Genomic DNA, 21938 nt, shown 5'->3' with positions numbered 1-21938 from the left:
GGGCGTACGTCGGACGCCTCGATCACTGCACCCAGGCGCTTGGCCGTGGCAATGGCCTGCAGGCCGGCAACACCCGCCCCCAGAATCAACACGCGCGCGGCTTTGACGGTGCCGGCGGCGGTCATCAACATGGGCATGAAGCGTGGGTAGTGGTGGGCGGCGAGCAACACGGCCTTGTAGCCGGCGATATTGGCCTGCGACGACAGCACGTCCAGGCTTTGGGCCCGGGAGGTACGGGGCGCGGCTTCAAGGGAGAAGGCGGTGATGCCGCGTTCGGCCATCTTGCCAATCAGTTCGCTGTTGAAGGGGTTGAGCATGCCAATCAGAATGCTACCAGCTGTTATCAGCGATAACTCTTCTTCATTGGGTGCAACAACTTTCAAAATAACCTCAGCCGCAAAGGTATCACTCACCTCACCGAGCTTAGCACCTGCAGTTTCAAACACGGTATCGGTAACGCAAGACCGCAGACCACAGCCTCTTTGGACAACAACTTGATGTCCAGCAGCGACTAAGCGCCTAACTGTGTCAGGTGTTACCGCAACACGCGTTTCGCCGCGTGCAGTTTCCGACGGCACTCCAATATACAAGGACATTCTCCATTATTATTCTTAATTCAGAAAACCTTCGCGAGATAAATAATTTAGGTCAGGCAACCGCCCGCTTTATCGTACGCAAAGTAATTGCCGAGGGCCGAGGCAGACTCTTCTTCGGAGACAGTTTCTGCGGAAGCCCAGAAGCAGCGGCCCGCTCAATAGCAAAAAGGATCTCGAGATCAGCAAGCCCCTCTTCGCCACAGGGTTGCGGCTCAACACCAAGTTCAATGCAGTCCGAGAAGTAAGAGACCTGACCTGCAAAATGGTCATAGTGTGGAAAGTGAACATATTCGCTCTCATCACTACTTTTCAGAGTCATCGTCATTGCATGCTCAAAACGGAAGCCCGGATCCATAGTCAGCACACCATCGGTGCCTACGACCTGGTAGGTGTCAATAGGATAGGCCCCGAAGCTGCAGTAAAACTGTGCCAGCCGGTCATCTGGAAACTTGAGCGTCACAGCTATGGAGTCATCCACGCTGCCAAACCGGGGATCATCTTTACGACGCGTGCTCATCGCAGAAACAGCGATTGGGTCTGCTTCGAAGACATGGCGGGCAGCGTTAATGCAATAGATTCCGATGTCCTGCAGCGGGCCACCCCAGTGCTCTGTATCTAGGCGATGATTACCCATTTCACTCTGGAAGCTGAAGGTTGCAGACATGAAAAGTGGTCGACCAATCTTGCCCTCACGGATGGCTTGCAGTGCGGTGATCGTGCCCACATCATGATGCAATCTGTAGCTTGTCATGAGCGACACTCCTGCAGCTTTCGCCGTGGAGATCATCGCGTCGGCGTCTGAAAGAGACGTAGCAATCGGTTTTTCTACCAGCACGTGTTTGCCAGCTTTTGCCGCTTGGATTGCATATATGGCGTGCAGTGGATTCGGGACAGCGATATAAACTGCGTCCACTAGGTCACTTGAAAGCAACTCATCAAAATCCTCGTAAGAGTAAACATGTTCAATTCCATGTTCATCTGCAAGCTGACGAGCTCGCTCTGGACGTCCCGAAACAATTGCTGTGATTACGGAGTTCTCCAGCAGGGAGACGGCAGGGATAAACGCAGTCTGGGATATCCAGCCTGCTCCCACTACGGCATATCTAATCACGTTCAGACCCTCAGAGGTGCGTAATACCGAGCGATCTCGCCGCTCGGCATCGACTCAGATAATAGCTATCTGTACAGCGACGGACGGGACGGTAGCCCAAGCAAAATTGTTTGATCAGAGTTGCACTGCTCTGCCAGCTGTTCAGCGATCAAGGTCGTAATATAACCATCCCATGCCGTTGCCCCATGGTTTGGAACACCCGAGGTAATACTGTGTACCCAGCTGCGGGTTTGTGCCTGATAAGCTTCAACAAATCGCGGCACCCAATTCAAGGGGACATTTGCTGTGCGGCATCCAGATTTATTCACAATAGGGGATGCAAAGTCAGGCAGGGCAATGGTGCCCTCATCCCCGACTAGCTCTGCGTGAACCTGATAGCCGAACTTGCAATTCATATACAGCTCTGTCGAGGACATTGCTCCGTTAGTAAGCCGCGTAACAATCAGCATAGGATCACCTTTTTCTGCGACAGTGATCCGCACAGAATCAAGTTCGGTGCCCATGAGCCAGCGCATGACATCAATTTCGTGAACAAAAGCGTTCGTGATGAGCATGTCGCCGGTCATCCAGTCGGGAGCAACTGGGTTCCGATGAAGGTTGTGAAGTATTTCCGGTTTGCCAATAGCATCAGCATCAAGAAGTCTTTTAAGCTCCACGTAGCCAGGGTCAAATCTACGCATATAGCCGACTTGCACGAAGGAGCGTCCCTTTTTGCACTCTGCTTCAACGATCAATCGCGCTTGCTCAGCCGTCATGGCCAACGGCTTTTCGCATAAAACCGGCTTCTCGGCAGCTATGCACGCTTGCACAAGTTCAGCGTGAGTAGAGTCAGGAGACGCAATCAAAACTGCATCGATATCTTGAGAGGCAATCAGATCCAGAGGATCTGTAAAGACGTTCGCCTTCCCAGCAATAGAACGGGCTTTTTCCGGATCGAAATCGCAGACCCCAGCCAGGTGAGCATTTGGGGTGTACATGGATAGGATACGTCCATGCTCTTTACCCATCACTCCAGCACCTATCAGTCCAACCGCGATACTCATTCAGAGTCTCCTACAGTTTTAAACTTGCCACGAGGGCTGGTAGGCGTGACTTCATCACACCTACCACAGACTGCCGCTTGGGGATCAAGCGGGCTGCTTGATATGCTCCCAATCGCCACTCACGCCCGAAGTCAGAATGGCCTCTGCAATTCGTTCGATCTGGAGGCCGTCATCGAAGTTTGGCGAGGCTTTACCGTTTTCGGCGATGGCTTTCAGGAAGTTGTACCATTCGATCGATTTGATATCGATGTAGCCTTGCCCCATGCCCGCAACTGGCCAGAGCTTGTCACCGAACGGCTGGTGAGGGCCCGAGTAAATGGTACGGAAACCGAAAGCATCCTTAGGATCATCTGCGAAAGCAACGCGCAGTTCGTTGAGACGCTGATAGTCGAAAGCGATGGAGCCTTTGGTGCCGTAAATTTCGAAGCCGAGCTGGTTGTGGTGACCCCAGGCATTACGAGTCACCTCAATGGTACCGTATACACCGTTGGCGAATTTGATCATGGTGAGTGCAGCATCATCCACATCAACCTTGCCACGTTCGCTCGAAGCCTGACCAGCAGGGCCGAAGAATCGACCAGCCGGCAGCGGACGCTCTGGAACGAAGGTCTTGACGATCGAGTTAACCGAAGCGAACTCACCCACCAGCAGACGAGCAGCGTCAATTACGTGAGTACCGATGTCGCCCAGGGTGCCGGAGCCTGCTTTGGCCTTGTTGAAGCGCCAGGACAGCGGCAGTTCCGGATCTGCACCCCAGTCTTGCAGGTAATAGCCACGGAAGTTCAAGATGTCGCCGATGCGACCTTCTTCAATCAAGCGCTTGGCCATTTGTACCGCTGGAGTGTGGCGATAGTTGTAGGAGACCATGGTCACTACGCCAGTTTCCCGAGCGGCTTCCTGCATGCGCTGAGCTTCTTCAACAGTCATCGACATCGGCTTTTCACACATGACGTGCTTGCCAGCCAGGGCTGCAGCGATGGCGATCTCGGCATGGGTATCGTTCGGGGTGCAGATGTCGATAATATCGATGTCAGACCGGTTCACCACATCACGCCAATCAGTGGCGTACTCGGTGAAGCCATACTGCTTGGCGGCGTTTTGCGCCAGCTCTTCATCGATATCGACAACCACTTTACGCTCGATCTCAACTGGGGCACCGAACAGGATTGGGACAACAGCAGTGGCGATGGAATGGGCTTTGCCCATGAAGCCAGTGCCGATCAGTGCGACATTATATTTTTTCACGATCCTTACTCCTCTAGGGCTGACAATTTGTCTCACCCAGCTTCTGTTAAAACTACCCAGCGACCTATAATTAGATGCTGAACACTACAACAAGGAGTGCCGCACAAAGTGCATCACCCTGACTAAAAATCACTTCAAACCTATTCAATCACCGCCATTATTTCGCCAAGCCCAACTACTGATCCAACCTTCGCATGAATCTTAATAACACCACTCAACTTAGCAACTACTTCAGTTTCCATCTTCATCGCTTCAACAAGAGCTATAGGCTCGCCCTCAAAAACTGCCATGCCGTCTTCCACCAACCACTGCTGCAACGTTCCTGGAATCGGAGACACTACTGAGTTATCAGTCTGCTCATGTTCCAACACTAGAGCATCGACGCTGGGCTTATTGAATGAAAAGAGTGCCGAGGGGATACCAAGACGGTGAAGCTTACCGTCAATCTCGATAGCACACCGAACCAATTGATCTTCAGTTGCATCTACACGTTCTGCCGGCGGCAGCCCTTTAAACTCTTTCTCAATCCAATTCGTATACACGCCGAAACTATCATCACCATTGAACTTCGGCTCATCCATCACCGCGCGGTGGAATGGAAGCACAGATGCCACACCTTCAATTCGGAACTCTGCCAAAGCCCGACGGGCTCGCTTAACAGCTTTCTCACGCGTCTCACCGAATACGATGAGCTTGGCCATCATGGAGTCGTAGAGCCCCGGGATGGTTGAGCCACTTTCTACGCCGGTGTCTAGGCGCACCCCAGGGCCCGATGGAGCGCGAAACTTTTCGATCCTCCCGGGTGTAGGTAAGAAGCCGCGCCCTGGATCCTCGGCATTGATACGGAACTCAAATGCGTGCCCGCGTACAGCTGGTGTTTCCAAGACCGACACCGGCAGACCATCGGCAATACGCAGTTGTTCAACTACAATATCGATGCCGGTCGTGACTTCAGTAACAGGATGCTCTACCTGCAACCGAGTATTTACTTCCAGAAAGGAAATTGTCCCATTCTGGGAAAGCAGGAACTCAACCGTACCCGCCCCCACGTAACCTGCGTGGCGACAGATATCTCGAGACGCCTTGTGGATGGCCGCACGCTGCTCTTCAGTAATGAACGGCGCCGGCGCTTCTTCCACAAGTTTCTGATTTCGACGCTGCAACGAGCAGTCGCGTGTGCCGAGCACAACGGTATTGCCATGGGTATCGGCAATCACCTGAGCCTCAATGTGCCGAGGCTGCTCAAGGAACTGTTCTGCATAACATTCACCACGACCAAAAGCTTCCGTCGCTTCACGCACCGCTGACTCGAACAGCTGCCCTACATCTTCGAGCTTGTGGGCGACTTTCATCCCACGACCGCCACCGCCAAAAGCCGCTTTGATCGCAAGTGGCAAGCCCACCTCTTTAGCAAATTCAACAGCCTCGCGAGCATTTGCCAGCGGGCCCGGTGTACCTTTGACCAACGGTGCGCCTACCGCCTGGGCAATGTGGCGTGCTTCAACTTTATCTCCGAGCGCGCGAATCACATCTGGCGATGGGCCGACCCATGCCAAACCTGCATCCAAAACAGCCTGTGCAAACTCCGCTCGTTCAGATAGGAAGCCGTACCCAGGGTGAACAGCATCCGCACCCGCTCGCTTGGCGATTTCAACAATTTTCTGAATGTTGAGGTAAGTGTCAGCTGGACGACCTGGGCCGAGACCATAGGCTTCGTCGGCAAGCTCGACATGTAGAGATGAAGCGTCGACGTCCGAATAGATGGCGACGGAATTCACACCATAATCCTTCGCAGCCCGGATGATGCGGATCGCGATTTCGCCACGGTTTGCGATGAGTAATTTCTTCATCGTTCGGTTTCCTTAACTTGCGGATCAAATCCAGCGATAGCGTTAAAGCGGATGCGCGCACCAATCGGGATCTGCGCCGCTAGTGATAAGTGGTGCTCGGCTACTACGGCGATGACTGGATAACCGCCCGTGAGCGGGTGATCTGCCAAGAACAACACCGGTTGACCATTACGTGGAACTTGGATCGCCCCCCGCGAAGTGCCCTCAGAGGGCAGCTCATCAGCACATTCACGGGTTAGCGCACTGGCGCCATTGAGTCGAACACCTACACGGTTAGATTCGGGCGTGACTTTCCAGGCCTGCTCAGTGAAGGTGCGAATCGCCTCTGGTGTAAACCAGTCAGTACGCGGCCCCATCACTACATCGAGCACGACAATATCGTTACTTGCCGGGAGCTTCGGCTCTTCAATTGGTTGCGCACAAACTGAACCACATACGTCATTAGCGAGCTGCAGCACCGCACTTGCAAAGATCGGCTCGGGCCCGACTTTGGCCAACGTATCGGTAGAGGCAGAGCCGAGAGTTTTCGGAGCTACCAAACCACCGCGCAGCGCGACATAGCTGCGTACGCCGTGTGAGGGCACACCCAGAGCCAAGGTGTCGCCTGCATTCAGAGCGACTGGCGCAGAGCATGCGATGCTGGCTACTCGACCATCTGCCGTGGTAAGAGCGAGAGGTACAGCTGCTCCCGTTACTGCCACAGTTAACGGCAACTCAGCTTCGAAGACCGCACCGCCATAGGTCACTTCCAAGGCCACAGCGGTGTCGCTGTTACCAAGCAGTTCGTTAGCCAAGCGCAGCGCGTTTAAGTCAGCTGCACCCGATTGCGAAACGCCTTGGTGTGCGTTGCCTGCACGCCCTAAATCTTGGAAAAGTATGGGGCGATCAGTACCAACAACTCTGAATCCTTTGCCCTGGAATTTGTGGAGAGCCGGATGCGCTTTTACCACAGGGCCAGTTGCTTGATGGGCGGCTGCCTCAACGAAGCGAACCCGATCACCTGGTTTCAACAAGGCGGCCTGTTCACGGCTCACATCCCACATAGGAACCACTGTGGCCCCTAACAATTGCCAGCCACCAGGTGTATCGGATGGATAGACTCCGCAGAAACGACCGGCCAGCGCAACAGATCCTGCTGGGATACGTACCCGAGGGCTATCACGACGAGGCACGTCCAGCTCTGGATCGTCACAGGTCATGTAAGCGAATCCAGGTGCGAATCCTGTAAAGGCCACGGTGAAGGTAGCAGCCTGGTGACGGCGAATCAGTTGCTCGACTGACCAACCCAAGTAGTCTGCGACAAATGCGAGATCCTCTCCGTCGTAAACCATCGGAATCTCAACTAAATCACCGGAGCGGCTGAGGCCAGCTTGTGGCCGCAGCGAAGAAATTTGAGCGTACAACTCTCTGGCAGTGGTTACGAACGGATCGTACGAAACGTGCAGTGTTACAGCACCAGGAACGACTTCCTTCAAGCCCTCGAAGCACGCTGCTTTAAGCGCGTCACCAAGAGCGATTGTCGACTCGAGATCATCAAGCTCGACAATGAATCTATTCGATCCCGCAGGGAGAAATTGCAAGGTTTTGGACATGTAATCAGCCCTCGCTCATCACTGCGAAACTATGCAGTTGGACATCGTTTTGCTCGAAAGCGTCCCGAAGGGCTTTAGCGGTCTGAACAGCAGCAGGGTTATCACCATGGACACAGATTGAATCCGCCTGCAGGGTCACCGTACTACCATCGACAGCCTCAACCACACCCTCGCGAACCAATCGCAACATGCGCTGCGTGATCAACTCGGGATCGTGCAATACCGCACCCGCGATGCGACGATTCACCAGTGATCCATCGCTGTTGTAGGCACGATCGGCAAATGCCTCACACATCACCCGCAAGCCTGCTTCGCGAGCCTGCTCGACAATCGGTGCACCTGCCAGTACGAGCAGGATCAGCGACGGATTTACTGCTTTGATTGCCGCGATCACATCAGCGCCCTGACGCCGATCTTTAGCGATAGTGTTGTAGAGCGCTCCGTGAGGCTTCACATAGCTGATGGTGGTTCCAGCCGCCTTTGCCAAACCCTCCAATGCGCCGATCTGATAAATAACATCACCAATCAGTTCGGAGCTGGAAGGTTCCATCACCCGGCGGCCAAACCCAACCAGGTCGCGATAGCCAACGTGAGCCCCAATGGTGACCCCGCGCGCGACAGCTTCCTTGAGCACAGAAAGAATCCCCGCAGGGTCTCCCGCGTGGAAACCGCAAGCGATGTTTGCGCTGGTGACGATGTCCAACATGGATGCGTCGTCTCCCATGGGCCATGGGCCAAAGCTTTCGCCGAGGTCGCTATTGAGGTCGATTTTAACCATTATCCTGCACACCCATCGAATATCACGTTGGCCAACCTAAACGATTACAGCAATTTGTACTTGCTAAGCGAAGTGGTCTTGATCAGGTGACCATACTTCTCACCGAAAGCTTTCATGTTGTCAGTATTGGCGTGCAGATCCAGCGACTTCTGGTCATCCCAGACTTCGTAGAACAGGAACTCGCCTGGGTTTTCTTCGGCCACGTGAAGATCGTATTTTACGAAGCCCGGCTCGGTTTTCGCGTATGCCACGAGCTCCAGCAGGGCCTTTTGAAGTTCAGCTTCTTTACCTGGCTGAGAGTGTGTTACAGCGACCACGTACAGTTTTGCCATTTCTTTAACTCCTCGCTTGATATTTTTATGCAATCTCGACTTTTACTGCAGTCTTGATTGAATTAGCAATGAAGCACCCTTTATGAGCGCGATGATGCAAGCGCTCTAGGGCATTTCGATCCGGACGTTTTTCGGAAGAGAATTCGACTTTAGGGCTCAAAATGATTTCAGATACCCAAAAGCCACCTTCCTCACGCTTAGAAACAATGCCTTTGGCATTATCACTGTAGCTGGCAACAACGTACCCCTGACCCTCGCAGATGGCCAGAAAATAGAGCATGTGGCAGCTGGCCAAAGCGCTAACAAGCAACTGCTCGGGATCCGCTCTTTCAGCAGTACCCAGGTAGTCAGAGGCTGCCGAAGCGTCGACTTTTACCTTGTCGCTATAGAACACTTCCAAGTCGCGACTGTATGTCCCCGGTTTTTCTTTATGATCTGTCGCGACCCATACAACTTTTGCAAAATGCTCAGACATCACAAATACCTCTTTCAGTGATACTAAGCGACAGATAAATCCGGAGAGTCTGCCGCAAGATCAGTCACAAGCATGTATCCAGGCTCATGGGTGATGGCAATATCTACGCCGGCCTGCTTGATGGCCATCTGCGGGGTAACCCCGCACGCCCAGAATCCAAAGATGTCGCCTTCGCGATAGACCGGAGCGTCGCCAAAGTCTGGACGATCAATGTCTGTGATCCCAATCAGCGAAGGATCACCAATATGCACCGGCGCACCGTGAGCCAAGGGGAACCGCTCCGACAGCACGATTGCCTTGATTGTGTCCTTCGGACGGAAGGCTCGCATCGAGACGACCATGGAGCCCTTGAACGGGCCGTAACTCTCGGTAGGTAAGTTGGTAACGTACATTGGGACGTTACGATTTGCGCTGATATGCCGGATTTCGATGCCCGCGTTCAGGATCGCGTTCTCAAACGAGAACGAACATCCCAGTGCGAACGTGACAAAGTCGTCCCGCCAAAGGTCAACCAACGAGTCCACGGTGTCTGTGTGCACGCCGTTACGATAAACCCGGTAACGTGCTACGTCAGTGCGGATATCGATGTCACCAGCCAGCGGAAGGCTCGGATCACCTGGCTTGCCCATTGCTACCAAAGGACAACTCTTCGGGTTGAGATCGCAGAACACCTTGAAATCATCTGCGAATCGCTTTGGCAGGATCATCAAATTGGCTTGCATGTAGCCATCAGCGAACCCGCTGGTCGGCACCCGCAGGTTGCCAGTGCGAATCATCTGCCTTACTTCTGCAGCAGACTTCGCCTGCATTTCTTTAATTGGTTCCATTCTGGCACCTACGTGGACGAATCAATCGCTTACTGAGCCTGCAGCACGTCAACCATCGCTTTCGCGATTTCAACGTCCGCTGCTTCAGGGCCGCCGGAGACGCCTACCCCCCCAACAACTTCTCCATTGATGGTCACCGGCAGACCACCGCCGAACACCACGAATGGACGAGCACATGAGCGCTCCAGCCCGTAAAGCTCCTGGCCTGGCTGAGTGATTGCCATCCAAGTGTCAGTGGACTTGCGTAACGCAGCAGCGGTGTACGCCTTGTTAGTGGCGACTTCGATGGTGCCGAACGCGGCATTCTCAACCCGAATAAAACCAACTAGGTGACCACCAGCATCAACAATGGACAAGCACGAGCGCTGATCAAGCTCATTTGCGCGCTTGATACCAGCCTGCAGGGCTGCCATGGCGAGTTCGTGTTTGATAAGCATCTAAGCTCTCCCTCAAGGTCAGTTGTAAACGCCACCGCAGACGTTGATTGCCTGCGCTGTTACATAGGAAGACTCATCAGAGGCGAGGAATACGAACAGCGGAGCCACTTCATCAGCAGTTGCTTGACGACCAAGCGGAATCAAAGACTTGATCAGCGCCTCTTGCTTCTCTTTGCCACCGATATAATCAATAACAGGGCCATTGAACGGTGTGTCAATCCAACCTGGGCATACAGCGTTAACACGAACACCATCTTTGGCCAGCTCGATCGCCATGGTCGTAGCCATACCAATCACAGCTGCTTTAGAAGACGAGTAGCACGTGAGACCTGGAGCACCGCGCTTGCCAGCCAAGGATGACATCATCACAACAGACGATTTTTTCGCCTTCTGCAGATGTGGCAGCGACTCCTGAACAAAGATGAAGTTTGCCCGGACGTTGATATCGAAAACCTTATCCCAGGCTTCAGTGGAAAACTCAGCAACGTTACCAGAAAGCTGGATGCCGGCATTCAAGCATAAAGTATTTAGACCACCCATCCAGTCCGCTGCTTTAGTAACGACAGCGCGGATATCGTTCTCGCTACTCAGATCTGCACGAAAGAACTTCACCGCTTTAGGGAAGCGCTGCTCAACTTTAGCACCGCGTTCAGAGTCAATATCAACGATTGCTATTTTAGCGCCTTCCTGTACGAAAGACTCAACAATAGACAGACCAATATTAGCTACGCCACCTGTCAAAAGGACGAGCTTACCCGCCAAACGATCGGTCATATAAACCTCGTTCATAAAAATATTATTTGATATACGCCATCACTCAAAAGTAATGGCGTAATGAATCACTTCGCTTGGGCGATGTTTTCCAGAACCAGCGCATTAACTTCGGAAGCTGCTTCCATCTGAGGCATGTGCCCAACAGCGCTGACAACTTTCAGCTTGGCTTGCGATGGGATCTGCTGTTCGCCTGGCAGCGGAACAATCTGATCCTTTTCACCCCAAATCAGGGCTACTGGGCCATTAAAATCGGCGATGGTGCCGGCAATCCAGTGCCGCTGCTGGCCATCTGCGTCAACGATGGTGTCACGGATTGCGGAGAGCGCCTCCGGCACACCTTCCAGACGCTTGAAGCGCAGAGTGCCCTCAATCATGTCGTTGCTGATCTTCGAAGGATCAGCCAACAGGCGCTCAAGCACTTCCTTCAGCGGACGGCGACGTTCTGCAGAGATGAAGTCATCCAAGAAGGTCTTGTTGATCTGCTTACCAAGACCTACAGGAGCGATCAGCGAGAGCGAAGCTACACGACCCGACTGACGTGCAGCCAATGCAGCCGCAACCGCACCACCGAAGGAGTGAGCTACAAGATGTATTTTGCCCGGCGCCACGGTTTCGAGAGCTCGGTCTACGGCACTTACCAGATCTTCAAAGACATTGCTGCCCTGGATTGGAGTAGATGCACCATGTCCAGGCAGATCCACGGCGACCACACGATAATCTTTGGCAAACGCGTCCTGGTTGAACAGCCAAGTGGAAAGGTCGCCTCCGAAGCCATGAATCAGGACGACACTTTCGTCAGCCTCTGCGCCCATGGTCAAGACGTTCACCACGCGACCATCGCCTACATCTACAGCCTTGACGGAAGGAGCATTCGGATCTTCTTCAACTGCTGCGCCGTTGGCGTCAGCGAACGAAGCAATAAAGGCGTCAATGTCCTCATCGCTTACCGAAGCATCGGCGATGACGCCTACAAGGGCCCCTACCGGCGCGGTATCACCAACCTGGACGACGATGCGACGAAGAATACCGGTTGCTGCCGACTCGACCGCATTGGTGGTTTTGGTCGATTCTACTTCAATGATTTCTTGGCCTCGGGAGACCTCATCACCTTCGGCCACTAGCCAATCGGCAACAATGCCTTCGGTCATCGTCATGCCCCACTTGGGGATGGTGACTGCTTCAATCGACATACTGCTTACCTCTTAACGATCGACTTGACCGCGCGGATGACCGCCTCGGCATTAGGCACATATGCATCCTCGAGATTCGGGGCATAAGGCACTGGGGTGTGCGGCGCAGTGACCATTTTGATCGGCGCCTGAAGCGAGTCGAAGCATTTGTCAGCCAACAAGGCAGAGATATCAGCAGCAACGCCGCAGCGCGGGTTCGCTTCATCCACGATGACAACTCGGCCGATCTCTTCGGCGAAGTCCATCAGTGTGTCTTCATCAAGAGGCGAGGTTGTACGCGGATCGATCACACATGCAGAGATGCCTTCGGACTGCAGCTTGCGTGCAGCCTCCTCAGCGATAAGAACCATGCGGCCAATGGCAACGATCATCACGTCTTTACCATCGCGTACCACACGGGCCTCACCGAAAGGCACGGTATAGGCACCATCCGGCACTTCACCCATGGTGTCATACAGCATCTTGTTTTCCAGGAAGATGACCGGGTCATCATCACGGATAGCTTGCAACAGCAACCCCTTGGCATCGTATGGGTTCGAAGGAATAACCACCTTCAAACCAGGCACATGCGTGAAGATCGGGTAGAACGCCTGGGTGTGCTGAGCTGCAGAGCGAGTACCTGCACCATAGGTTGCACGGATCACGAGCGGCGATCGAGCGTGGCCACCAAACATGTAGCGGAACTTAGCGATCTGGTTGACGATTTGATCGAGGCACACGCCAGCGAAGTCTACGAACATCAGCTCGGCAATCGGACGCATACCTGTCAGCGCAGCACCCGCTGCCGCACCAATAAACGCGGTTTCGCTGATAGGGGTATCGCGTATGCGATCTGGGCCAAACTCGCCGAGCAGGCCGCGCGTAACACCAAATGCGCCACCCCAAGCGTCCTTGACACCGTTAGCACCGGCGCCGCCAGTAAGGTCTTCGCCCATCATAATCACGCGTGGATCACGCTGCATTTCCAAGCGCAAAGCATCGTTGAGCGCCTGACGGAAAGAAATTTTAGCCATGGTGCGCTCCTTACAGATACTTCACATAGACGTCGGTGGTGAGAGCAGAAAGCGGCGGGAACTCGGACGCGCGGGCAAACGCTACCGATTCGTTGACAGCCCCTGCTACCTCCTCGTCAATCGCGTCCAGGGCAGCCACATCCACAAGGGATTCGGCAGCCACTTTGGTGCGGAATTTGATCAGGCAGTCTTGATCCTGACGCATGATCTTCTTCTCTTCCGGCGTGCGATAAGTATCTGGGTCGCCGCTGTAGTGGCCGTAGTAGCGGGGCACACTGATGTGAAGCAAAGATGGGCCACCACCAGCACGGGCGCGAGCAATAGCCTCCCCTGCGATCGTATAGACCTTGAAAATATCGGTACCATCTACATGAGTAGATGGGATGTCGTAGCCCTCGGCACGACGCACGAAGCTACCGGCAGAAACAAACTCATTGGCGGTTGCTTCCCCGAAGCCGTTGTCCTCAATCACGAAGATGATCGGGAGCATCCAGATCTTTGCGAGGTTGAGACTTTCGGCCATTGCGCCTTCGTTCATGGCGCCGTCGCCTGCAAAAGCGATCGCAACACGGTCAGTTTTCTGCAGTTTCAGACTCAGTGCTGCACCGCAAGTGATTGGCGCACCACCTGCAACGATACCGTTAGCACCTAACATGCCCTTTCGCAGGTCGGCAATATGTTGGGAGCCACCTTTGCCCCCACAAGTCCCGGTCACTCGGCCGAACAGCTCGGCCATCATCGCGTTGATATCGCAACCCTTGGCGATACAGTGACCATGACCACGATGCGTCGACGAGATGTAGTCTTCATCCGTGAGGTGCATGCATACGCCAACTGCACTTGCCTCCTGGCCAGCATAGAGGTGGGTACTGCCGGGGATATCGCCGGTACCCATCTCGTTAATCACACGCTCTTCGAAGCTACGGATCGTCTGCATCGAGCGGTAGGCTTCAAGCAAACGCTCGCGGGGCAAATGCGGCGAGAACATTCCACTTCTCCTCATTTGAGTATTGCAACTTGTCTTGTCGTTATTGTGTGCCACAGCCCGTCGCTCTCATTCGCTGAGGGCAACCCTGGGGCATCCGATTCCAGGGTGACAGTGACTGCCTCGTAGCCCAATCGTCTCTCGATAGGCTGATAACGTCCAATTGCGATTGCGGATTGTCAGAGATAACGTCTTCTTATCGGTAGAGCTGGCCGCGCTTGCAAAAAAAAGCCATCGCTCCTGCGCATCACCCTCATTTTCTGCGGTAACGTATCAGCAGATTCGACAGCGGCGGGCCGTCTAGGGCGGGCCCCGCACCGCAACATACAATAAGATAAAGAGGCGCTGCATGATCGATCTACGAAGCCTTCAAACCTTTTACGCAGTCGCGCAGCTGGGAGGTTTTCACAAAGCGGCAGATAAGCTCCACACCTCCCAACCGGCCGTATCTGCACGCATCGCGCAGCTCGAAAGACAGCTCAATGGTCGGCTATTCGAAAGAGATAAGCGCGGTTGCTTCCTGACAGCTCAAGGGAGGGAGCTACTGACGTATGCGGAGCGCATGATCGCGCTCGAGAGTGAAATGGTAGAAGCTGTTGCAGGCCGCAAAGGTTTGAGCGGAAGCGTGAGCCTGGGCGCCTCCGACACCATCGTGCACACCTGGCTCTCCGACCTCCTCAAGCAGCTGAGCCTGGAATATCCAGAGATCACCATGGATGTTGTAGTGGACAGTACCGCCAACATGACAACAGGCCTCGCGGACTGCACCTTGGACGTCGCCCTACTGATGGGCCCGGTGAACATTGGCAACGCCGAAAATCTACCTCTGTGCAGCTATCCGATGAGCTGGATCAAATCACCCAAATTAGACCTGGGCGACCAGCCATTGACCCTTGAAGAAATCGCGTCGTACCCCGTCATTACCTACGCGCGAAACACTCGCCCGTACTGGCAACTGAAAGACATGTTTGATCGCAAAGGCCTTCACAAGGTACGACTCTTCTCCAACTCATCGCTGTCCTCAATCGTAAAGATGACGATTGACGGCATCGGCATCGCAGCCATCCCTGAGCACGCTGTATTTGACGAACTCGCCAGCGGCAAGCTTCACACAGTCCCTTCGACCCACGAGATGCCAGTGATGTCCTTCACCGCGAGCTTCATCGAGCGCGCAGACATGCCTCTCAACAGGATGGTCGCGCAGCTTGCACAAAAGGTAGCCGCTGAGTATTGGCGGGTATAAAAAAACGGAGCCTAGGCTCCGTTTTTTCATTTAGCTGCAGTATCAGGCCGTTGGGTTACGCCCAAGTCGTTCGTAGACCTCCGGCCGATTTGCCTTGAAATACTGAGCCAAGGCCATACCAGCGACGAGCACACCAAGCAGGCAGAACAGCATCCAATTTCTCTCGCCTGGTTCGCCACCGACCAGCATTTCAAAATGGTAAGCAACCAAGGTTACCAGTCCAACGAAGAACACGCCGGACAGCACTGGAGCAAGGAATGCCTTGGCGAAACTGACGCCCTCCTTACGCCCCTTACGAATGAACCACACGATTGCCGAGATATTGACGACTGTCATGAGGATAATGATACCAGAGGTGCCTACCCCGGAAAGCTGGCCATAGAGCAGTTCCGGCTTAGCGCCAAGGACAATGAATGGCAGCAATACGCACAGCACCATCGTAGAGACAGACATGGAAGCAGCAAACGGGGACGAATGCTTTTCATGGATATTGCTAAGGAACTTCGGAAGCGCGCCGTCATTACCGAGGTTGAACAGGTATCGTGACAGCACGTTGTGAGTCGACAGTGCGGATGCGAACGCGGAGGTAAGCACCAACATGGTCACGATCATCTGGAACCGACCGTCGATGTATTTTCCAAACGCCAGAGAGAACATGGTGGCTGGCGAATCAGTGGCGACCTGCTGAACACTGCTGCCGTAAGCAGTAACCAAAGCGTAAGCGCAGAGGGTGTACATGGCACCGATGAAGATAATAGCCCCATAGGTTGCACGAGGGATGGTTTTGTCGGGATCGCGCACTTCGTCACGGTAGAGGGCCGTGGCCTCAAAACCCATGAAGAAGGAGACTGCAAACAGCATCGCGAATGGAATATTGACTCCATCTTTAGACAACTCGCCAGCACTGAACGGCGCAGTTGCAGCCATACCGGTGTCGCCACCTACACTCAACACACCGAAGGAAAATCCAAGACACACCACGATCTCAGCGAGCATAACCCAGAGCAAAACTTTTGCCGAAAGCTCTACATGCAGGTAGCCCAAAGTACCCACAACCGCCCAGCAGGTCAGTGTGTAGAAGTACCAGGGAAATGCATTTCCAGTCAGCCCTCTATGAAAATCAGAGCACGCGACGCCAAAGTAAGAAGTGACACCAGCCAAGAGCACGAAGTATGAAACCGCCGCTGTCAGTCCAGCACCCAAACCGGTAGACTTACCCAGCCCATATGTGATGAAGGAATAGAAGTCACCCGATCTTCGGACAACCTTGTTCAACGTGATATATCCTATACCAAACAGCAGCATGACTGCCGCAACCATTATAAAGAGCAGCGGGCTACCCACACCGCCGAACATCAAAGAAACTGGAATGTATCCTGCAACTGTTGTCAATGGCGCAGAGAACGCCAGAACCGTCATTGCCAAGCTCAGGGCGCCCATATTACCAGAGAGCTTTTTTTGACTGACTGCGGCGTCCCCGACACTCTCGGAAGCCTCGATACTCATAGCCATCTTTCCTTTCTCCTCGACTCGTAAGCGCAACTTTAGTAAACGGCAGTAATCATTACTCAAGTAAAGCGCCACAATTTTTGTTATGTTGGATACTCGGCTTAGTGCACACAGATGCTGATGATCCGCTCGGAGTCAATCAAGCGTTCATCTAACATTTCAACATCGTGTTGAGCGTGCTCATCGCGCTGAGAGTCATCCTCGCCCCACCCTTCGATAACGTCAAATTTTCATTAGCTATTGTGTCTGATAATGGACGGTTATCAGTGTGAGCGGTACGCTCTATCACCCCGCCTAGAACTGGCTGATTTCTCAGACCATTTGGCCACAATAGCCCTCCAGATCCACTCCTGAAGCGACAGTAGAAACCAGCTCGGCCACTCTCAGCGTTGCGGGCCCAGCATTGGTGAGGTGCCATCGATGAATGACCATGGGCGGTGGTGTTGTCACAGGGAGGATCTCTAACTCGCCGCTCGCAAGGTGCTCCTTCACAAGGACTGCGGGCAGGACACCAATGCCGATACCGTTACGAATCAGCGTTATAAGCGCAGATATCGAAGGTGAACTGGATAGCTGGATAGTGGTGGGGCTGATGCCGTATTTAAATGCGAGCTTCTGGACGGTGCGTGCGGCATCGTCGGAAGGCGTCGTGTTGCTCATCGGGGTTAAGATCTGGTGAGAAAAGATGAATGCCTCATCAGCGAGGTCGCCCGCCAGCCCCGTTTTGCCCACCCACTTAGTCGGCAGGGTAAGCAGCTTCTCTGGCACTGCGTAGGGATTTTGAGGCTGTTTATCCAAAGACAGCACCAAATCAAGCTCTCCCCTATTGAGCTGTTCCAGGAGATCCGCCGTTAATCCCACCACCCATGTCACATTAACATTAGGTAGCTCAACCTGGGTGCGCTTTACCAGTTCTGGTAGAAGTGTATAAACCGCCGCCTCTATCAAGCCCACTCGTACTACACCGCCGATGTCTGAAAGCTGAGACGCAGCGCCCAAAAAATCCTGAAATGCAGAAATCGCCGCTTCTGCATAAGGCAACAACCGCCGTCCTTCTTCGGTGAGTGAAAGCATTTTATTATCAGACGTGAAAAGTTCTACCCCTAGCTGCTCCTCGAGATTTTTCACCCTCATAGATAGCGCAGAGGGCGTCGCATGCAGGCGTTCAGCTAATTTCCTCAAGTGCGGGGTGCGAGCCAGCTCAACAAACGTCTCAAGAAGCTTTGTGTTCATGATTACCTCCGGACATCTGTTCAACTTCCTTTAACGAGCATGCACAATTTTTTTTAATTTACAGTCTTCGGAAGGCGTCCCTACACTCTTTTTCAGCGTGAGGGCGAGCGCTTTTGCTAACAAACAAGAAGGTATTAATATGTCGAGTATTGAAAAAAGCGACCGACCGGTTCCTCCGACGCTGAAGGACATCGAAGAGGCTGCAGTCAGAATTCAAGATTACGCGGCGCGAACGCCTCTGCTGGAAAGCCCGGAGATCAACGAGCTGGTTGGCGGCCGATTGCTGTTCAAACCTGAGGTTCTGCAACGCACTGCTTCCTTCAAATTCCGTGGAGCTTGCAACCGCTTGCTTCAATTATCCGCAAAGCAACAGCGCGCAGGAGTGGTCGCCTTCTCTTCTGGTAACCACGCTCTCGCTACATCGGCGGTAGGTCGCATCCTGAACATCCCGGCCACGATCATCATGCCGTCTGATGCTCCGCAAGCCAAGATCAAAGGTGCTCGCGCAAACGGCGCGACCGTCATCCTCTACGACCGCCAAAAGGACGACCGTGAAGCCATCGGCGCTGAAATTGCTAACCGCACCGGCGCAACCATGGTTCCTCCCTACAACGACCCGTTCATCATCGCCGGCCAGGGCACTGTAGGTCTGGAGATCATGCAAGATCTCGAAGAAATGGACATCGAGGCCGACAGCGTTCTCGCCGCTTGCAGCGGTGGCGGCCTAATCGCGGGTGTGGCCACCGCTGTTCGTGCCAAAAGCGAGCGCACGCAGGTGTATGCAGTTGAGCCAGCAGGGTTCGATGAGCTGGCTCGCTCGTTGGCAAGCGGCAAGCGCGAAAGCAACTCGCCAGGTGCGAAATCCATCTGTGATGCCCTGCAGGTGGTAACCCCAGGTGACCTTACGTTCGACATTAACCAACGCCTGCTTGCTGGCAGCTTGGTCGTCACCGATGACGAAGTTCGTAAAGCAATGCGGGTTGCATATGACAAGTTGAAGCTCGTCTTGGAACCAGGCGGAGCAGTTGGTCTGGCCGCCGTTCTTGAAGGGCGGATTGAGACCCGCAACCGTACAACCGTAGTCGTGCTGAGCGGCGGCAACGTTGACCCCGAGCTTTACGCAGAAATCATCACTGCCGACTGAAGCATTCACTTGAAAAGCGAAAGGAGCTCTTATGCTCAAGCCTGATAGCGCCCAATATCAACGGGTCGCGCAGACCATCGACGACTTCATGAAGATCGACTACACCGGTGTCGGTCTCATCTCCAAACTGTATGAAGCCCTGCAAAAAAATCAGCCAGGCTTCTGCTGCATGGGGGCCGCTGAGCGCCTGGTTGAAGCAGCCAAATCGCACCCGGATCGCCCGATTGCGATCGCAACCGGATTCCCTGAAGGTGGCGGTGTTCCAGAGACCGATGGCCCTATCGGCGCGGCCTTGCTCGCCCGCGCAATTTTCCTGGGCCTGGGCGTGATGACCGTCATCGTTATCGATGAAGACTGGGTCGAGATGATGGTGGCGACCTGTCGCGGCGCCGGCCTGGCCCCTCGCCTGCTGCCTGAGTCGGGTAAAGCCGATTACATCGAGTACCTGCGTCCGGTGTACATCAAACCAGTCTCCAAAGAGAAGAAGGCTTGCCATCAAGCCAGCGATGACCTTCTGAGCATCACTCAGCCTTCGCTCCTGCTTTCTATCGAGCGCCCAGGTTGCAACGTGAATGGTTTGTATCACGGCTTGGGTGGCCGCCCTCTGGATGGAATGGTCGGAGACCTAGATTACCTGTTCAACACGGCCAAAAAGCAAGGGCTCATGACCCTGGCTATCGGAGATGGTGGTAACGAACTGGGGATGGGTGTAATCAAGAAGGAGCTGCCTACCTTCTCACCTAAAGCAGTGGACTGCGGCATTCCAGGTCGTGGCGGCGTAGGTGCCGTTACAGCTGCAGAGTGGCTGGTGATATCCAACATCTCGAACTGGGGCGCAACCGGCATCGTCGCGGCCCTTTCTGCTCTGCTGGAAAACCCAGTGATCTTCCACGAACCAGAAATCGAAACCCGCAGCACTGAGCTCTGCATCGCACACGGCGGTGTGGATGGCATGTTCATGGGGCCAGAGCCGGCTCATGACGGTATCGCAATGCGCGAATACGAAGGGATGGTCAGAGCACTGCGCGGTAGCGTGATGCGCGCTATGGGCCACTCGATTAACTGGAAAGGCGACCAAGGCGACTGGAGACAAATCAAATGAGTTATAAAACTTTCACCGAAGCTCTGCGTGAATTCAAATTGGAGCTGCCTCCAGTAAATCTACCGCGTGGTAGCTACGTACCCGCGATCAAAGCCGGCGACTTTCTCTTCGTAGCTGGCCAAGCCCCACGCCTGAACGGCGAGCTGAAATTCTCTGGCCGTGTAGGCCGCGATATCACGATCGAAGAGGGTCGAGAAGCAGCCAAGCTGTGCGCCCTCAACATCATCAGCCACCTAGCAAATGCCACAGGCGATGACCCTTCCAAGGTGGTGACCGCAGTGCGACTGGCTGGCGTGGTAAATTGTGCAGAAGACTTCACCTCACATTCGCAGGTGCTGGATGCTGCATCAGATCTGATTGCCAAAGTGCTTGGTGTCGCCGGCCAACATGCTCGCATCGCAACCGGCGCATCTTCACTGCCGTCGGGTATGGCGGTCGAGATTGAGGCCGCATTCCTGCTGAAGAATTGATGCGTGCGGGGCGGATCTGATCCGCCCCTTTTTCACAGCCAGTAATCTGGCTCCTGATAGACCTCTTTCAGGTAATCGATGAAGTGGCGCACCTTGGCAGGAAGGAAGCGTTGCTGTGGATACACGGCCTGAATGTCGTAGTCAGGCAACGCAAACTCGTCCAGCACCGTTATGAGTTCCCCACTCTCCAATTCGCGATGTATCTCCCAGGTAGATCGCCAACCGATCCCCAGTCCCTGCCTCATCCACGAGAAAAGCAGCTCGCCATCATTGCAAGCCATGCTTCCGCTTACCCTCATTGCCACCTGCTTACCGTCTCGCTGGAACGTCCAGCCTCGTGGTTGTCCGCCTTGGGAGGTGAACGCCAAACAGTTGTGATCAACCAGTTGCTCCAGCCTTGTAGGCTTACCGTATTTTTCGAAATACTCCGGCGTACCGCAGATCACCCGACGGTTTGAGTAGAGCTTCACGGCTACGTAGTTCGGATCTGTGACCCAGCCGATCCGAATGCTCAAGTCGTACCCTTCTCCCACTAGGTCGACCAGGCTATCGGTCAGGTTGAATGACAGTTTGAGGTGTGGAAATTTCTGGTGGAATCCGAGCGCATGGGGCGCAACATGAAGCCTGCCAAAAGCTGCTGGTGCTGACACTAGCAGGTTCCCCGTCACCAGTTTGGCACTGTTGCTGATACTGGCCTCCATCTCATCAAACTCTCGCACCAGGTCTTTAGCACGCTCCAGAAGCTGCTCACCAAGCTCGGTGAGATGAAGCCCGCGTGTAGAGCGATGCATCAGCTTCACGCCCAATCGCTTCTCCAATGAGTCCAGACGCCTGCCGAGCATTGCCGGCGTAACGCCCTCACTCAGCGCGGCAGCGGCAAAGCTTCCCTTCTGTGCAATTTGGATGAAGCTCTGCAGTTCAGTAAACCGTGCCATTCGATACCTTTTATATCGACAGAAACTCATTTTGGGATCTTCAACCCATGATCC

21 protein-coding genes and 1 pseudogene are annotated in these 21938 nt (G+C 54.1%); 4 read left to right on the top strand and 18 right to left on the bottom strand.

Annotated features, from left to right (window positions below; translation table 11 throughout):
• The 15 genes and pseudogenes from F3J44_RS23595 to F3J44_RS23525 form a co-directional block, all read right to left on the bottom strand.
• Window positions 1–596: pseudogene (locus F3J44_RS23595) on the bottom strand (NAD(P)(+) transhydrogenase (Re/Si-specific) subunit alpha); the annotation flags it as partial.
• Between the two features lie 52 nt (window positions 597–648).
• A complete protein-coding gene (locus F3J44_RS23590) occupies window positions 649–1707 on the bottom strand; it encodes a Gfo/Idh/MocA family protein (protein WP_205300108.1) in 1059 nt (352 codons plus the stop codon).
• Window positions 1708–1772: 65 nt separating this feature from the next.
• Window positions 1773–2750: a Gfo/Idh/MocA family oxidoreductase gene (locus F3J44_RS23585; RefSeq protein ID WP_167276544.1), complete on the bottom strand. Its 978-nt coding sequence runs from the start codon at window positions 2748–2750 to the stop codon at window positions 1773–1775.
• 84 nt (window positions 2751–2834) lie between these two features.
• Entirely contained in the window at window positions 2835–3995 is a 1161-nt protein-coding gene (locus F3J44_RS23580; protein ID WP_167276542.1) for a Gfo/Idh/MocA family protein, read from the bottom strand.
• Window positions 3996–4135: 140 nt separating this feature from the next.
• Complete coding sequence (locus F3J44_RS23575) at window positions 4136–5845, bottom strand: biotin carboxylase N-terminal domain-containing protein (RefSeq protein ID WP_167276540.1); 1710 nt, start codon at window positions 5843–5845, stop codon at window positions 4136–4138.
• A complete protein-coding gene (locus F3J44_RS23570) occupies window positions 5842–7437 on the bottom strand; it encodes an urea amidolyase family protein (RefSeq protein ID WP_167276537.1) in 1596 nt (531 codons plus the stop codon). The genes F3J44_RS23575 and F3J44_RS23570 overlap by 4 nt, the downstream gene beginning before the upstream one ends.
• A gap of 4 nt (window positions 7438–7441) precedes the next feature.
• Window positions 7442–8215 carry a LamB/YcsF family protein gene (locus F3J44_RS23565; protein ID WP_167276535.1) on the bottom strand — a complete coding sequence of 258 codons (774 nt, stop codon included), beginning with the start codon at window positions 8213–8215 and terminating at the stop codon, window positions 7442–7444.
• 44 nt (window positions 8216–8259) lie between these two features.
• Complete coding sequence (locus F3J44_RS23560; RefSeq protein ID WP_167276532.1) at window positions 8260–8547, bottom strand: putative quinol monooxygenase; 288 nt, start codon at window positions 8545–8547, stop codon at window positions 8260–8262.
• A gap of 25 nt (window positions 8548–8572) precedes the next feature.
• Complete coding sequence (locus tag F3J44_RS23555; RefSeq protein ID WP_167276530.1) at window positions 8573–9022, bottom strand: OsmC family protein; 450 nt, start codon at window positions 9020–9022, stop codon at window positions 8573–8575.
• 23 nt (window positions 9023–9045) lie between these two features.
• Window positions 9046–9849 (bottom strand): putative hydro-lyase, encoded by an 804-nt coding sequence (locus F3J44_RS23550; protein WP_167276527.1) that lies wholly within the window; start codon window positions 9847–9849, stop codon window positions 9046–9048.
• 29 nt (window positions 9850–9878) lie between these two features.
• Window positions 9879–10286, bottom strand: coding sequence for a heme-binding protein (locus F3J44_RS23545; protein ID WP_167276525.1), 408 nt, complete (start codon window positions 10284–10286; stop codon window positions 9879–9881).
• An 18-nt stretch (window positions 10287–10304) separates the two neighbouring features.
• Entirely contained in the window at window positions 10305–11060 is a 756-nt protein-coding gene (locus F3J44_RS23540; protein WP_167276523.1) for an SDR family NAD(P)-dependent oxidoreductase, read from the bottom strand.
• Window positions 11061–11125: 65 nt separating this feature from the next.
• Entirely contained in the window at window positions 11126–12250 is a 1125-nt protein-coding gene (locus tag F3J44_RS23535) for an acetoin dehydrogenase dihydrolipoyllysine-residue acetyltransferase subunit (RefSeq protein WP_167276520.1), read from the bottom strand.
• A gap of 5 nt (window positions 12251–12255) precedes the next feature.
• Entirely contained in the window at window positions 12256–13263 is a 1008-nt protein-coding gene (locus F3J44_RS23530) for an alpha-ketoacid dehydrogenase subunit beta (protein WP_167276518.1), read from the bottom strand.
• Between the two features lie 10 nt (window positions 13264–13273).
• Entirely contained in the window at window positions 13274–14251 is a 978-nt protein-coding gene (locus F3J44_RS23525) for a thiamine pyrophosphate-dependent dehydrogenase E1 component subunit alpha (RefSeq protein WP_167276517.1), read from the bottom strand.
• A 346-nt stretch (window positions 14252–14597) separates the two neighbouring features.
• Here F3J44_RS23525 and F3J44_RS23520 point away from each other — a divergent pair, with 346 nt between their 5' ends.
• Complete coding sequence (locus F3J44_RS23520) at window positions 14598–15491, top strand: LysR family transcriptional regulator (protein ID WP_167276514.1); 894 nt, start codon at window positions 14598–14600, stop codon at window positions 15489–15491.
• A 42-nt stretch (window positions 15492–15533) separates the two neighbouring features.
• On the opposite strand, the gene F3J44_RS23515 is transcribed toward F3J44_RS23520, so the two are convergent.
• Together F3J44_RS23515 and F3J44_RS23510 are read right to left on the bottom strand one after the other, a co-directional pair.
• On the bottom strand, window positions 15534–16997 hold the full coding sequence (locus F3J44_RS23515) for an APC family permease (protein ID WP_167276511.1): 1464 nt from the start codon (window positions 16995–16997) through the stop codon (window positions 15534–15536).
• A gap of 315 nt (window positions 16998–17312) precedes the next feature.
• On the bottom strand, window positions 17313–18233 hold the full coding sequence (locus tag F3J44_RS23510) for a LysR family transcriptional regulator (protein WP_167276509.1): 921 nt from the start codon (window positions 18231–18233) through the stop codon (window positions 17313–17315).
• A gap of 139 nt (window positions 18234–18372) precedes the next feature.
• Here F3J44_RS23510 and F3J44_RS23505 point away from each other — a divergent pair, with 139 nt between their 5' ends.
• From F3J44_RS23505 to F3J44_RS23495, 3 genes are read left to right on the top strand one after another with little or no spacing between them, the layout of a single operon-like run.
• Complete coding sequence (locus F3J44_RS23505) at window positions 18373–19377, top strand: threonine/serine dehydratase (RefSeq protein ID WP_167276506.1); 1005 nt, start codon at window positions 18373–18375, stop codon at window positions 19375–19377.
• Window positions 19378–19408: 31 nt separating this feature from the next.
• Window positions 19409–20479, top strand: a complete 1071-nt coding sequence (locus F3J44_RS23500) for a DUF4392 domain-containing protein (RefSeq protein WP_205300106.1) — start codon at window positions 19409–19411, stop codon at window positions 20477–20479.
• Window positions 20476–20949 (top strand): RidA family protein, encoded by a 474-nt coding sequence (locus F3J44_RS23495; RefSeq protein ID WP_167276504.1) that lies wholly within the window; start codon window positions 20476–20478, stop codon window positions 20947–20949. Before F3J44_RS23500 ends, F3J44_RS23495 begins: the two co-directional genes overlap by 4 nt.
• 32 nt (window positions 20950–20981) lie before the next feature.
• Here F3J44_RS23495 and F3J44_RS23490 read toward each other — a convergent pair whose 3' ends face one another.
• Entirely contained in the window at window positions 20982–21884 is a 903-nt protein-coding gene (locus F3J44_RS23490; protein WP_167276500.1) for a LysR family transcriptional regulator, read from the bottom strand.
• Window positions 21885–21938: the final 54 nt, after the last annotated feature.

Origin of the sequence: Pantoea sp. Tr-811, assembly GCF_011752535.1 — a bacterium.
Taxonomy (GTDB): domain Bacteria; phylum Pseudomonadota; class Gammaproteobacteria; order Pseudomonadales; family Pseudomonadaceae; genus Aquipseudomonas.
The sequence above is the reverse complement of the archived record's forward strand: the minus strand, read 5'-3'. Positions and strand labels throughout refer to the sequence as shown.

Bases quoted from the DNA above. Each gene is read 5' to 3' on its own strand.
- F3J44_RS23525 (WP_167276517.1), bottom strand. From the start codon at position 14,251: ATGTTCTCGCCGCATTTGCCCCGCGAGCGTTTGCTTGAAGCCTACCGC.
- F3J44_RS23565 (WP_167276535.1), bottom strand. From the start codon at position 8,215: ATGGTTAAAATCGACCTCAATAGCGACCTCGGCGAAAGCTTTGGCCCA.
- F3J44_RS23540 (WP_167276523.1), bottom strand. From the start codon at position 11,060: ATGACCGATCGTTTGGCGGGTAAGCTCGTCCTTTTGACAGGTGGCGTA.
- F3J44_RS23505 (WP_167276506.1), top strand. From the start codon at position 18,373: ATGTCGAGTATTGAAAAAAGCGACCGACCGGTTCCTCCGACGCTGAAG.
- F3J44_RS23535 (WP_167276520.1), bottom strand. From the start codon at position 12,250: ATGTCGATTGAAGCAGTCACCATCCCCAAGTGGGGCATGACGATGACC.
- F3J44_RS23520 (WP_167276514.1), top strand. From the start codon at position 14,598: ATGATCGATCTACGAAGCCTTCAAACCTTTTACGCAGTCGCGCAGCTG.
- F3J44_RS23575 (WP_167276540.1), bottom strand. From the start codon at position 5,845: ATGAAGAAATTACTCATCGCAAACCGTGGCGAAATCGCGATCCGCATC.
- F3J44_RS23545 (WP_167276525.1), bottom strand. From the start codon at position 10,286: ATGCTTATCAAACACGAACTCGCCATGGCAGCCCTGCAGGCTGGTATC.
- F3J44_RS23515 (WP_167276511.1), bottom strand. From the start codon at position 16,997: ATGAGTATCGAGGCTTCCGAGAGTGTCGGGGACGCCGCAGTCAGTCAA.
- F3J44_RS23550 (WP_167276527.1), bottom strand. From the start codon at position 9,849: ATGGAACCAATTAAAGAAATGCAGGCGAAGTCTGCTGCAGAAGTAAGG.
- F3J44_RS23510 (WP_167276509.1), bottom strand. From the start codon at position 18,233: ATGAACACAAAGCTTCTTGAGACGTTTGTTGAGCTGGCTCGCACCCCG.
- F3J44_RS23530 (WP_167276518.1), bottom strand. From the start codon at position 13,263: ATGGCTAAAATTTCTTTCCGTCAGGCGCTCAACGATGCTTTGCGCTTG.
- F3J44_RS23570 (WP_167276537.1), bottom strand. From the start codon at position 7,437: ATGTCCAAAACCTTGCAATTTCTCCCTGCGGGATCGAATAGATTCATT.
- F3J44_RS23555 (WP_167276530.1), bottom strand. From the start codon at position 9,022: ATGTCTGAGCATTTTGCAAAAGTTGTATGGGTCGCGACAGATCATAAA.
- F3J44_RS23500 (WP_205300106.1), top strand. From the start codon at position 19,409: ATGCTCAAGCCTGATAGCGCCCAATATCAACGGGTCGCGCAGACCATC.
- F3J44_RS23560 (WP_167276532.1), bottom strand. From the start codon at position 8,547: ATGGCAAAACTGTACGTGGTCGCTGTAACACACTCTCAGCCAGGTAAA.
- F3J44_RS23490 (WP_167276500.1), bottom strand. From the start codon at position 21,884: ATGGCACGGTTTACTGAACTGCAGAGCTTCATCCAAATTGCACAGAAG.
- F3J44_RS23495 (WP_167276504.1), top strand. From the start codon at position 20,476: ATGAGTTATAAAACTTTCACCGAAGCTCTGCGTGAATTCAAATTGGAG.
- F3J44_RS23585 (WP_167276544.1), bottom strand. From the start codon at position 2,750: ATGAGTATCGCGGTTGGACTGATAGGTGCTGGAGTGATGGGTAAAGAG.